The sequence below is a fragment of the Streptomyces sp. NPDC026062 genome (genome assembly GCF_055568375.1).
Genome location: NZ_JBVHOQ010000047.1, coordinates 42198 through 53662 on the forward strand (window position 1 = coordinate 42198; position 11465 = coordinate 53662).

At 71.2% G+C, this 11465-nt stretch carries 12 protein-coding genes; 8 read left to right on the forward strand and 4 right to left on the reverse strand.

Going from position 1 to position 11465, the window contains the following annotated elements:
- The first annotated feature begins 332 nt into the window (after positions 1-332).
- Entirely contained in the window at positions 333-1067 is a 735-nt protein-coding gene (locus ACZ4LX_RS32175) for a ferritin-like fold-containing protein (protein WP_467650444.1), read from the forward strand.
- A 39-nt stretch (positions 1068-1106) separates the two neighbouring features.
- On the opposite strand, the gene ACZ4LX_RS32180 is transcribed toward ACZ4LX_RS32175, so the two are convergent.
- From ACZ4LX_RS32180 to ACZ4LX_RS32195, 4 genes are all read right to left on the reverse strand, one after another.
- The gene (locus ACZ4LX_RS32180) at positions 1107-1376 is read right to left on the reverse strand and encodes a hypothetical protein (protein WP_467650445.1); all 270 of its coding nucleotides are present in this window, start codon (positions 1374-1376) and stop codon (positions 1107-1109) included.
- 283 nt (positions 1377-1659) lie between these two features.
- A complete protein-coding gene (locus ACZ4LX_RS32185; protein WP_384136706.1) occupies positions 1660-1887 on the reverse strand; it encodes a DUF3107 domain-containing protein in 228 nt (75 codons plus the stop codon).
- Positions 1888-2019: 132 nt separating this feature from the next.
- Positions 2020-2661, reverse strand: a complete 642-nt coding sequence (locus ACZ4LX_RS32190; protein WP_467650446.1) for a TetR/AcrR family transcriptional regulator — start codon at positions 2659-2661, stop codon at positions 2020-2022.
- A gap of 169 nt (positions 2662-2830) precedes the next feature.
- Positions 2831-3046, reverse strand: a complete 216-nt coding sequence (locus ACZ4LX_RS32195; RefSeq protein ID WP_467650447.1) for a hypothetical protein — start codon at positions 3044-3046, stop codon at positions 2831-2833.
- 109 nt (positions 3047-3155) lie between these two features.
- Here ACZ4LX_RS32195 and ACZ4LX_RS32200 point away from each other — a divergent pair, with 109 nt between their 5' ends.
- The 7 genes from ACZ4LX_RS32200 (at position 3156) to ACZ4LX_RS32230 (ending at position 11283) form a co-directional block, all read left to right on the forward strand.
- Positions 3156-4121, forward strand: coding sequence for an alpha/beta fold hydrolase (locus ACZ4LX_RS32200; protein WP_467650448.1), 966 nt, complete (start codon positions 3156-3158; stop codon positions 4119-4121).
- Positions 4106-5503, forward strand: coding sequence for a DUF3152 domain-containing protein (locus tag ACZ4LX_RS32205; protein WP_467650449.1), 1398 nt, complete (start codon positions 4106-4108; stop codon positions 5501-5503). The genes ACZ4LX_RS32200 and ACZ4LX_RS32205 overlap by 16 nt, the downstream gene beginning before the upstream one ends.
- 178 nt (positions 5504-5681) lie before the next feature.
- Positions 5682-5777, forward strand: coding sequence for an Ms4533A family Cys-rich leader peptide (locus ACZ4LX_RS32210; RefSeq protein WP_467650450.1), 96 nt, complete (start codon positions 5682-5684; stop codon positions 5775-5777).
- 226 nt (positions 5778-6003) lie between these two features.
- Complete coding sequence (locus ACZ4LX_RS32215) at positions 6004-7731, forward strand: ABC transporter substrate-binding protein (RefSeq protein ID WP_467650451.1); 1728 nt, start codon at positions 6004-6006, stop codon at positions 7729-7731.
- 2 nt (positions 7732-7733) lie between these two features.
- On the forward strand, positions 7734-8717 hold the full coding sequence (locus ACZ4LX_RS32220; RefSeq protein ID WP_467650452.1) for an ABC transporter permease: 984 nt from the start codon (positions 7734-7736) through the stop codon (positions 8715-8717).
- A complete protein-coding gene (locus tag ACZ4LX_RS32225; protein WP_467650453.1) occupies positions 8714-9703 on the forward strand; it encodes an ABC transporter permease in 990 nt (329 codons plus the stop codon). Before ACZ4LX_RS32220 ends, ACZ4LX_RS32225 begins: the two co-directional genes overlap by 4 nt.
- Positions 9700-11283, forward strand: coding sequence for a dipeptide ABC transporter ATP-binding protein (locus tag ACZ4LX_RS32230; protein ID WP_467650454.1), 1584 nt, complete (start codon positions 9700-9702; stop codon positions 11281-11283). Before ACZ4LX_RS32225 ends, ACZ4LX_RS32230 begins: the two co-directional genes overlap by 4 nt.
- The last annotated feature ends 182 nt before the right edge of the window (positions 11284-11465 follow it).

Below are 11465 nucleotides of genomic sequence, written 5' to 3' on the forward strand. Positions count from 1 at the left end.
GTGCCGGGGTTGGTCATCCGGCCGTGGATGGGCCGGGTGGCGCGGGACCACTGCCGTCGCTCGAGCGCTCGTGCCGCTGAGGGGGCCCCTCATCTGCGGTCGTACGTGTCGTACGCCCCGCGTGGAGGGCTGTCGGGTCGGAGCCGATCGGGCCACCGACCGGGCATCCTCATTCAATTTCGCGCAACGAGCAGTTGCAAAATGCTCAGTAAGCGCAATACCACTGTACCCCGGATTCGCGCATCTGTGTTGGGCGAATTCATCGGAACGGTGTGACGTCAGTCGGCGGCCGGGCCCCTGCACCCCTCGGCGGGCGGGCTATTCTGCGCTCCATGGAGACGCCTGACAACGCCACGGAAACCCCCGCATCCACCAAGATCGCCGACCAGGACTGGGCCACCGCGTCCGCGGAGCCGCAGTACCGGGCCGCCGTCGTCGACCTGCTGGGAGCACTCGCCTACGGGGAACTGGCAGCCTTCGAGCGGCTCGCCGAGGACGCGAAACTCGCGCCGACCCTGGCGGACAAGGCGGAGCTGGCGAAGATGGCCTCCGCGGAATTCCATCACTTCGAGCGGTTGACGGACCGGCTGACCGCGATCGAGGTGGAGCCGACCGGTGCCATGGAGCCGTTCGCCAAGGCCCTCGACGACTTCCACCGTATGACCGCGCCTTCGGACTGGCTGGAGGGCCTGGTGAAGGCCTATGTCGGCGACTCGATCGCCAGTGACTTCTACCGTGAGGTCGCGGCCCGGCTCGACTCGGACACCCGCTCCCTCGTCCTTGCCGTACTCGACGACACGGGGCACGGGAACTTCGCCGTCGAGAAGGTCCGCGCCGCGATCGAGGCCGACCCGAGGCTCGGCGGCCGGCTCGCGCTGTGGGCGCGCCGGCTGATGGGCGAGGCGCTGTCGCAGGCGCAGCGGGTGGTGGCCGACCGTGACGCGCTGTCGACCATGCTGGTGGGCGGGATGGCGGACGGTTTCGATCTGGCCGAGGTCGGCCGGATGTTCTCCCGGATCACGGAGGCGCACACCAAGCGGATGGCCGCTCTGGGGCTGGCGGCATAGAGCGTTTTCCGGACGTAGCGCCTTCCGTCGGCGGCGGCCTCAGGCTGCCGCCGACCGGCCGAGCCGGCGTCTGCGCGGCCTCAGCAGCAGCGACAGCGTCACCGCGGAGATCAGCACCGAGCCCACCAGGGTGGCGGCCGCGTGTCCCGGCCCCAGCACCGAGTGCGTGAGCCAGGCGCCGAACAGGGCCCCCAGCGCGCCGGTGCCGAGCACGGAGCGACGGGAGGGGAGCCGGGGCGACAGGGCGCGCAGGGCCGCCCAGGAGAGGGCGAGTCCGAGCACGACGGAGCCCAGGGTTTCCAAGATCACAGACGATCACCTCGCAGGTGCGGGGGCGGGCAAATCGGTCGTAGGGCGTACTACCCCTGGGCAGCTGGGGACAACCCTCCCGAGGACAGGCTTCGCTCAGTCGACGCACAGGAAACGGCCCGCCGACGGGACGGGCTGCCGCACCCCGGGCACGGCGGAGAGCGCCCCGGGCGGTGACGGAGGCCCCGCCGTCCGACCCGCCCCCGGGCACAACGGAAAGCGGCCCGGCGGGGGAATCCCCCACCGGGCCGCTTCCACGGAGTCTCCGTGTCCGGGCGTGCCGCTACAGCGCGCCGAACCCCACCCGTCGCGTGCTGGGCTCGCCGATCTCCACGTAGGCGATCCGGTCGGCCGGCACCAGGACCTTGCGGCCCTTCTCGTCCGTGAGGCTGAGCAGCTGCGCCTTGCCGACGAGAGCCTCGGAAACCGCGCTCTCGACCTCTTCGGCGGAAAGCCCGCTCTCCAGAACGATCTCCCGGGGCGTGTGCTGCACCCCGATCTTGACCTCCACGGCTATGTCCCTCCGACGGTCAGTCCCTGCGCGGTGAACCGCGCCGTACGCAGCACACATTAGCCCGCTGCGGGGTCCGGGCAGGGCTCGGCGGGCAACGCCCGCAGCGAACACCGGCGCCGGCCGCTCCGCTCAGTGCTGATCGATGCCGTGCAGGGGGAAGCCCGCGATGCCCCGCCAGGCCAGCGAGGTGAGGAGCTGTACCGCGGTCTCGCGCGGGATGGTGGACTTGCTGGAGAGCCAGTAGCGGGCGACCACCTGGGACACCCCGCCGAGCCCGACCGCCAGCAGCATGGACTCGTCCTTGGACAGCCCCGTGTCACCCGCGATCACGTCGGAGATCGCCTCGGCGCACTGGAGCGAGACCCGGTCGACCCGCTCGCGCACGGCGGGCTCGTTGGTCAGGTCCGACTCGAAGACCAGCCGGAAGGCGCCGCCCTCGTCCTGGACGTACGCGAAGTAGGCGTCCATCGTCGCGGCCACACGCAGCTTGTTGTCGGTGGTCGACGCCAGTGCCGTGCGTACGGCGAGGAGCAACGCCTCGCAGTGCTGGTCGAGCAGGGCCAGATAGAGCTCCAGCTTGCCCGGGAAGTGCTGGTAGAGCACCGGCTTGCTGACTCCGGCCCGCTCCGCGATGTCGTCCATCGCCGCGGCGTGGTAGCCCTGCGCGACGAAGACCTCCTGCGCGGCCCCCAGGAGCTGGTTGCGTCGGGCGCGGCGGGGCAGGCGAGTGCCCCGCGGGCGCGCCGCCTCGGTTTGCTCGATGGCTGTCACGCCGCCTCCCAAAATTGTGATCGGACCCAGCAGTTCGGTGCACGCTGCGTCATACCGTCATCGTACTTTTGGGTAACCCCGGAATGCGCGGCGCGGACGCAGAATTTCACGGACCGGCCGACTCCGGTACCCATGGTTCCCGTACTCCCCTGCCGCATAGCGGGGCGTATCAGCGGTAATCGTCCTCATCCTGGGGAACAACGCGGGCCTGCTCGGCCGCATCCGCCTCGTTCGCGCGTTCCCGGTCGACGTCCGCCAGCGGTTCGTCGCCCTGCGGGCGCAGGTCCTTCCGCTGCTCGGCGGCGTCCGCGTCGGGTGCCTCCTGGTCGGGCTCGTCCGGCTGGACGCCCTCGAAGGTCTCCGGATCACTGGGGTCGACCGTCATGGTGACTCCCTTCCTTGGTCCGAGCCTAGGAGCTACCCCTCGAAGCCGCCATGCGGTCTGTGATGGCGAACACATGAATCATGGTGTGATCGTCTCGTAACATTGCCGCATGTCTTCGACCGAGCTGCCGGGAGTCCGTGCCGCCGCCGCAGCGGTGGCCCCAGCGGTGAGCGCCGTCAGAGTCGCGGAGGGGGAGAGACTTCGCTCCGTCACGCTGCCCGGACTGACGCTGACCGTCCGTTCGCGGCCGCCGGAGCGCACCGGACTGCCGCCCGCGCTCTTTCTGCACGGGCTCGGCGGCTCCTCGCAGAACTGGACCGCGCTGATGCCGCTGCTCCAGGACGTGCTGGACAGCGAGGCGCTCGATCTGCCCGGTTTCGGGGACTCCCCGCCACCGGACGACGGCGACTACTCGGTCACCGGTCATGCCCGCGCGGTGATCCGCTTCCTCGACGCCGGGGCGCGCGGCCCCGTCCATCTGTTCGGCAATTCGCTGGGCGGCGCGGTGGCGACCCGGGTCGCGGCGGTCCGTCCCGACCTGGTGCGCACCCTCACCCTGATCTCGCCCGCGCTCCCCGAGATCCGGGTGCAGCTGACGGCCGCGCCCACCGCACTGCTCGCCGTTCCGGGGGTTGTGTCCCTGCTCGCCCGGATGAGTCGGGACTGGAGCGCGGAAGAACGCACCCGCGGAGTCATGGCACTCTGTTACGGCGATCCGGCACGTGTCTCCGCGGATGCCTTCCGTCACGCGGTGGCCGAAATGGAACGGCGGCTGGCGCTGCCGTACTTCTGGGACGCGATGGCGCGCTCGGCACGTGGCATCGTCGACGCGTACACACTGGGCGGTCAGCACGGGCTGTGGCGTCAGGCCGAGCGGGTGCTCGCGCCGACCCAGCTCGTCTACGGCGGACGGGACAGGCTCGTCGCGCCCCGGATGGCGCGCAGGGCGTCCGCGGCCTTCCGCGATGCGAGACTGCTGACGCTGCCTGACGCCGGGCACGTGGCGATGATGGAGTACCCGGAGGCGGTCGCCCAGGCGTTCCGGGAACTGCTCGACGAATGCGGGGGGAGCTGATCCGGGGCGTGGGACGACACAGCCGAAGGGGCCCTGAGCCCACGGCGCCCGAGGCCGGGCCGGACGGGGCGAACGCGGAAGCGGGGCGCGAGGGCGCCGGGCCCGTCGCAGGCAGCGGCCGGCGCAGACGGCAGGGTGACGGTGCTCCCGGCGCCGATGGCCACACCCCGTTCCGGGGCACGCCCCAGGTGCGCGGCGGCCACCCCGAGCAGCGTGAGCCCGGCGGCGGCTGGGGGGCCACGCCCGCCGGAAGGTACGGCGAACGGCCGGCCCAGGTGCCGGGACGACCGCAGGGTCCACGTGGTCCACAGGCTTCGCGTGCGCCGCAGGGTCCGCAGGCGACCGCGGCCAGGCCGCTGGTGCCGGGGCCGCGCCGCGAGTTCGTCGAGGCCTTCGACAGCCCGCCCGCCCCGCCCGCTTCCCGCCGTCCGGCCGCAACGCCCTCCGGGCCGGCGGATCCGTACCGCTCAATCACCGAGCGGGACGAGCGCACGCCGGATGCCGGCGCTCCCGCCACGGAGAGCCAGGAAGGCCGGGGGGGCAAGGGCGGCAAGGACGCCAGGGGTGGCAAGGGCGGTAAGGGGCGCACCTTCACCGGCATCGCGGCGGCTGCCGTGACGACCGTGCTCGCGGTGGTCGTGGCGGGGCAGGTCGCCCACGACAACGACGGCCGGTCCGGCGCCGCGCAGGCCGCGGGTGTGGACCGGGACGACGAGAGCGAGGACGACGCCTCGCGCTCCGACGTCCGGGCGACCCCCACCCCCGAGAAGGTCAAGCCCCTTTCGTATGAGCAGAAAATGGCCAAGGCCTATCCGCTGGCGCCTGAGCTGACCGCTTCCGGGAAGTTCACGGCGGTCACCGGCACGGCGAAGGCTCCGGGCAAGGGGCGCAAGTACCGCTATCGGATCGATGTCGAGAAGGGGCTCGGACTCGACTCCGCGCTCTTTGCCGAGGCAGTGCAGAAAACCCTCAATGACGACCGGAGCTGGGCACACGACGGCGACATGACCTTCGAGCGGATCTCCGCCGGGGAGCCGGATTTCGTCATCACGCTGGCCAGTCCGGGGACCACGGGTGAGTGGTGCGAGAAGTCGGGTCTGGACACGACCGAGGACAACGTCTCCTGTGACTCGGCGGCCACCGAGCGCGTGATGATCAACGCGTACCGCTGGGCCCAGGGCTCCACCACCTTCGGGCCGGACAAGCTCTTCGCCTACCGCCAGATGCTGATCAACCACGAGGTCGGACACCGGCTGGGGCACAACCATGTGAGCTGCGGCACGAAGGGTGCCCTCGCTCCGGTGATGCAGCAGCAGACCAAGTCGCTCGACCTCAACGGCATCAAGTGCCGCCCCAACCCCTGGGTGTACCCGCAGGGTTGAGCTGGTCCCGGGTCTGCCGGGGTGGCTCACGGGCGGCTCGCGGACGGCCTGTGGGCGGCCTCGCGCGGGTCGGCGGGGCGGCCGGAGGGGGCGCTCTCCCGGAATGGATGTCCATATATTGAGACGGCTGTCTCATATTGCGTTGACTTCCGACGGGCGGTCGCCCATATTTCTCGGCATGTCACGCAGCCTCGTCACCTTCGATCGCGCCGCCATTGAGCTGGCGCTCATCGGCGTGACCGGGCACAGCGTCGCCGACATCGACTGTTACTGACGCCTGCCCGCGTGCGCGTCGGCCCCCGTCCGGGCCCCTGAGGGCCCGGACCGCCTTTCCCCGACTGCCGCGCCCGGGCGTACTCCGTCCGCAGGCGCGGCAGTTCCAGTGTTCCGGTCACCTTCGCTCGTTCCGACCGGTTGTGTGCACATGCCTCTCGTCGCCGCCCGCACGGAACCACCTTCTGTTCCTTCCTTCAGGCAGCACTCCGAGAGGTCATCTTCCGATGCGTCATCCGTCCGTCAGATCGCGCCGCACAGCAGCGGCCGCCGTAGTACTTCTCGTGGCCGCGGGCGCCGCGGCCTGCGGCCCCGAGGACAGCAGCAAGGGTGGCGACGACACCTCCGGCGCGGCGGGCGCCCCCAAGAAGGGCGGCACGCTCACCGTCCTCAACAGCAGCCCGCAGGAGGACTTCGACCCCGCGCGGCTCTACACCTCCGGCGGCGGCAACATCCCCTCCCTCGTCTTCCGTACGCTCACCACCCGCAACCGGGAGGACGGCGCGGCGGGTTCGAAGGTCGTCCCCGACCTGGCGACCGACCTGGGCACGCCCAGCAAGAACGCCACGGTCTGGACGTACACCCTCAAGGACGGCCTCAAGTACGAGGACGGCACCGCCATCACGAGCGCCGACATCAAGTACGGCATCGAGCGCTCCTTCGCGGCCGAACTCTCCGGCGGCGCGCCCTACCTGCGTGACTGGCTGATCGGCGGGGCCGACTACCAGGGCCCGTACAAGGACAAGAAGGGCCTCGACTCGATCGAGACGCCCGACGCGAAGACCATCGTCTTCCACCTCGTCAAGCCCGAGGGCGAGTTCCCGTACCTGGCCACCCAGACGCAGACCACCCCGGTGCCGAAGGCCAAGGACACCGGCACGAAGTACGAGGAGCACCCGATCTCCTCGGGCCCGTACAAGGTCGTGAAGAACGAGGGCGACGGCGAGCGGCTCACCCTGGAGCGCAACACCTACTGGTCGGCCGGCACCGACGAGGAGCGCAAGGCCTACCCCGACCGGATCGACGTCCGCTCCGGGCTCGACTCCGCCGTCATCAACCAGCGGCTGTCCGCATCGCAGGGCGCCGACGCCGCGGCCGTCACCACCGACACCAACCTCGGTCCGGCCGAACTCGCCAAGGTCAGCGGCGACAAGAAGCTCGCCGCCCGCGTCGGCACCGGCCACTTCGGCTACACGAACTACATCGCCTTCAACCCGAAGGTGAAGCCGTTCGACAACCCGAAGGTGCGCCAGGCCATCTCGTACGCCGTCGACCGCACCTCCGTGGTCAACGCCGCCGGCGGCTCCTCCCTCGCCGAGCCCGCAACCACCTTCCTGCCCGACCAGGAGTCCTTCGGCCACACGCCGTACGACGCCTTCCCGGCGGGCAAGTCCGGCAACCCGGCCAAGGCGAAGGAACTGCTGAAGGAGGCCGGCTACCCCGACGGGCTGACGGTCACCCTCACGCACAACAACGACAAGAACTTTGCCACCAGCCCGGAGATCGCCACCGCGCTCCAGGAGGCGCTGAAGAAGGCCGGCATCACGGTCAAGCTGCGGGGCCTGGAGGACAACGCCTACTCGGACACGGTCTACAACGTGAAGACCGAGCCCGGCTTCTTCCTCGGCGGCTGGGGTGCCGACTGGCCCTCCGGCGGTCCGTTCTTCGCGCCGATCTTCGACGGACGCCAGATCGTCAAGGCCGGGTACAACTTCAACTCCGCCCAGCTGAACGACCCCTCGGTCAACAAGGAGATCGACGAGATCAACAAGCTGACCGACCTGAGCGCCGCCGCCAAGCGCTGGGGCGCGCTCGACAAGAAGGTCGGTCAGCAGGCGCTGACCGTGCCGCTGTTCCACCCGGTCTACAAGCGCCTGTACGGCGAGTCCGTCAAGAACGTCGTGATCAGCGACTGGACCGGTGTGCTCGACATCTCGCAGGTCGCGGTCAAGTAACCATGGCCGAAGCACTACTGGTCGAGGAGGCGGGGGCCGGCCGGGCCCCCGCCTCCGGGGCCCATCCGTTCTGGCGGCGGCTGCGCGCCCACCGCGCCGCCCTCGTGGCGGCGGCCGTCGTCGCCCTGCTGGTCCTCCTCGCGCTCGCCGCGCCCCTGCTCACGGCCATCGAGGGCCAGAACCCCACCACGTACCACCCCGGCCTCGTCGACTCCGCCACCGGCGGGGTGCCGATCGGCTCCTTCGGCGGCATCAGCGCCGAGCACTGGCTCGGCGTCGAACCGCTCACCGGGCGCGACCTGTTCGCCCGTGTCGCGTACGGCGCCAGGGTCTCGCTCGGGGTCGCGCTCGGAGCGACCGTGCTCCAGGTGGCCATCGGCGTCGTCATCGGACTCTCGGCAGGCCTCGGCAACCGATTCGTCGACCAGGCGCTGAGCAGGATCACCGATGTCGTGGTCGCCCTGCCGGTCATGGTGACCGCCCTCGGCGCGCTCGCCGTCGTCCCCGCGGGCTTTCCCCGCCCGGTGCTGATCGCCGTGATCGTCGGCCTGGTCGGCTGGTCCGGCATCTCGAAGATCGTGCGCGCCCAGACGCTCTCCCTCAAGTCGCGCGACCATGTCGCGGCCGCCCGGCTCAGCGGCTGGGGTTCCTGGCAGATCGCCCGGCGCGAGCTGCTGCCCGCGCTGGCCGCCCCCGTCATCACGTACGCCGTCCTGCTCTTCCCGGCCAACATCGTCGTCGAGGCGGCCCTGTCGTTCCTCGGCGTCGGCATCAAGCCGCCCACACCGTCCTGGGGACAGATGCTCAGCGACGCCGACACCTGGTACCAGGCCGCGCCCACCTATCTGCTCATCCCTGCCCTGCTGCTCTTCGTCACCGTGCTCGCGCTCACCGTCCTCGGTGAGGGCGTACGCACCGCGCTCGACCCCCGCGCCGCCTCCCGGCTGCGGATCGGCACCGGACGCGAGAAGGAGGCCGGAGCATGAGCGGGTTCCTGCTGCGCCGCCTCGGCGGTGCGGTCTTCGTCCTCCTCGCCCTCAGTGTCGTCGTCTACGCGGCCTTCTACGTGGCTCCCGGCAACGTCGCGCAGATCGCCTGCGGGCCGCGCTGCTCGCCCGCGCAGGTCGCCCAGGTCAGCGAGCAACTGCGCCTCGGCGACCCGGTGTACGTGCAGTACGCGCACTTCCTCCAGAGCCTGGTGGCCGGCCGCGACTACTCCACCGGAACCGGTGTGGTGCACTGCCAGGCCCCGTGCCTGGGACTCTCGTACCAGAGCGGTCAGCAGGTCACCCAGCTGATCCTCGCCAAGCTGCCCGCCACCGCCTCGCTCGCCGTCGGCGCCTTCGTGCTGTGGATGGTCCTCGGGGTCGGCACCGGGGTGCTCTCGGTGTGGCGGCGCGGCCGTGTCACCGAGCGCATCCTCACCGGGATCACCCTGGCCGGCATGGCCACGCCCGTCTTCGTGATCGGGCTGCTGCTGATCATCATCTGTGTCACGGCGCTGCAGATCCTGCCGTTCCCCGACTACGTCCCCTTCACCGAAGACCCGGAGCAGTGGGCCTGGAACCTGCTGTTGCCCTGGATCTCGCTCGCGCTCATCTCCGCCGCGCCGTACGCCCGGATGACCCGGGCCTCGATGCTGGAGACGCTGGCCGAGGACCATGTCCGCACCTTCAGGGCGTACGGGGTCGGTGAGCGGACGATCGTCGGACGGCACGCCCTGCGCGGCGCGCTGGCCCCGGTGATCGCACTCGGCGCGCTCGACGTCGGCTCCATGTTCGGCGGTGCGGTGCTCACCGAGTCCCTCTTCGGGATCCCCGGGGTCGGCCGCGAACTCGTCGAGGCCGTCAAGCAGGTGGACCTCCCGGTCGTCGTCGGGCTGGTGCTCGTCACCGGATTCTTCGTCGTCCTTGCCAATGCCGTCGCGGACGTCCTCCAGGCGATGGCCGACCGACGGGTGGTGCTCTCATGAGTCTGGTCGAGGTCACCGATCTCTCGATCTCGTTCGGCGACGTGCACGCGGTGCGCGGACTGTCGTTCTCGCTGGAGGCGGGCGGCGCGCTCGGCGTCGTCGGCGAGTCCGGCTCCGGCAAGAGCGCGTCGGCGTACGCACTGCTCGGGCTGCACCGGGGGACCGGCGCGAAGGTCGGCGGCTCCATCCGGGTCGCGGGCGTGGACGTCCAGGCCGCCGGGGCCGCCGAACTGCGGGGGCTGCGGGGGGCGAAGGCCGCGATGGTCTTCCAGGACCCGCTCTCCTCGCTCGACCCGTACTACGCCGTCGGCGACCAGATCGCCCAGGTGTACCGGGTCCACCACCGCGTCTCCCGGCGGGCCGCGCGGGCCAGGGCGGTCGAGGTGCTCGACCGGGTCGGGATTCCCGACGCGGTACGCCGCTCCCGGTCCCGGCCGCACGAGTTCTCCGGCGGGATGCGCCAGCGGGCGCTCATCGCGATGGCGCTGGCCTGCGAGCCCCAGCTGCTGATCGCCGACGAGCCGACGACCGCGCTGGACGTCACCGTCCAGGCCCAGATCCTCGACCTGCTGCACGACCTGCGCCGCGAGACGGGCATGGGACTGCTCCTGGTCACCCATGACGTGGGTGTGGCGGCGGAATCGGTGGACGAGGTCCTGGTCATGCGGTCGGGGACCGCCGTGGAGCGCGGTCCGGTGGCCGAGGTCCTCGGCGCGCCGCGTGAGCCGTACACGAAGGCACTGCTGTCGGCGGTGCCGCGCATCACCCCCGGGGAAGGCGGAGCCGGCGGCCGGAAGGCGGCCACCGGGGGAGAAGTGCTGGTCGAGGCCGAGGACCTGCGGCAGGTGTTCGGCCGGCGGAAGTCCGGCCCCGCCGCGGTCGACGGAGTGTCCCTCACCGTCCGCCGGGGCGAGACGCTCGGCGTCGTCGGCGAGAGCGGCAGCGGCAAGACCACCCTCGGGCGGATGCTCGTCGGTCTGCTGGAGCCCACCTCCGGGCGGCTCACCCGGGCGGACCGGGTGCAGATGGTCTTCCAGGACCCGGTCTCCTCGCTCAACCCGCGCCGATCCGTCGGAGAGGCGGTCGCCGACCCGCTGCGGGCGCGCGGGGAGCGCGACGAAGGCGTGATCAGGGCGCGCGTACGGGATCTGCTGGAGCGCGTCGGACTCGACCCGCAGCAGTACGACCGCTATCCGCACGAGTTCAGCGGCGGACAGCGCCAGCGCGTCGGGATCGCCAGGGCCCTGGCCGCGGAACCCGAGCTCATCGTCTGCGACGAGGCGGTCTCCGCCCTCGACGTGACGACCCAGGCCCAGGTGACCGCGCTGCTGGCGGAACTCCAGCAGGAGCTGGGGCTCGCCCTGGTCTTCATCGCCCACGATCTCGCTGTCGTACGGCAGGTCAGCGACCGGGTCGTGGTGATGCGGCACGGCCGGATCGTCGAGGAGGGCCCCGTGGCGCAGGTGTACACGGACCCCCGCGACCCGTACACCCGGCAGCTGCTGGCGGCCGTGCCGGCCCTCGACCCGGCGCTCGCGGCCGTACGCCGCGCGGCCCGCAAGGAGCTGGCCGCAGCCTGACCCCGCGTAACACACCGCTTCTATAGCGCGACAGAACGCTACTGCGGCGGGAAAGTTACGACGGTTCACCCCTTTCGGTGGTGGGGGGGGCGACACGAACACCCCCCCCCCGCCCGGAACCCCACCGGGCGGCAGCGGAGGGGGGGGCGGATACAGATGTTCGGCCCCCCCCCGCTCGGCGG

Coding starts and splice junctions, on each gene's coding strand:
- ACZ4LX_RS32220 (WP_467650452.1), top strand. CDS start 7,734: ATGGCCGAAGCACTACTGGTCGAGGAGGCGGGGGCCGGCCGGGCCCCC.
- ACZ4LX_RS32200 (WP_467650448.1), top strand. CDS start 3,156: ATGTCTTCGACCGAGCTGCCGGGAGTCCGTGCCGCCGCCGCAGCGGTG.
- ACZ4LX_RS32210 (WP_467650450.1), top strand. CDS start 5,682: ATGTCACGCAGCCTCGTCACCTTCGATCGCGCCGCCATTGAGCTGGCG.
- ACZ4LX_RS32225 (WP_467650453.1), top strand. CDS start 8,714: ATGAGCGGGTTCCTGCTGCGCCGCCTCGGCGGTGCGGTCTTCGTCCTC.
- ACZ4LX_RS32230 (WP_467650454.1), top strand. CDS start 9,700: ATGAGTCTGGTCGAGGTCACCGATCTCTCGATCTCGTTCGGCGACGTG.
- ACZ4LX_RS32215 (WP_467650451.1), top strand. CDS start 6,004: ATGCGTCATCCGTCCGTCAGATCGCGCCGCACAGCAGCGGCCGCCGTA.
- ACZ4LX_RS32195 (WP_467650447.1), bottom strand. CDS start 3,046: ATGACGGTCGACCCCAGTGATCCGGAGACCTTCGAGGGCGTCCAGCCG.
- ACZ4LX_RS32175 (WP_467650444.1), top strand. CDS start 333: ATGGAGACGCCTGACAACGCCACGGAAACCCCCGCATCCACCAAGATC.
- ACZ4LX_RS32205 (WP_467650449.1), top strand. CDS start 4,106: ATGCGGGGGGAGCTGATCCGGGGCGTGGGACGACACAGCCGAAGGGGC.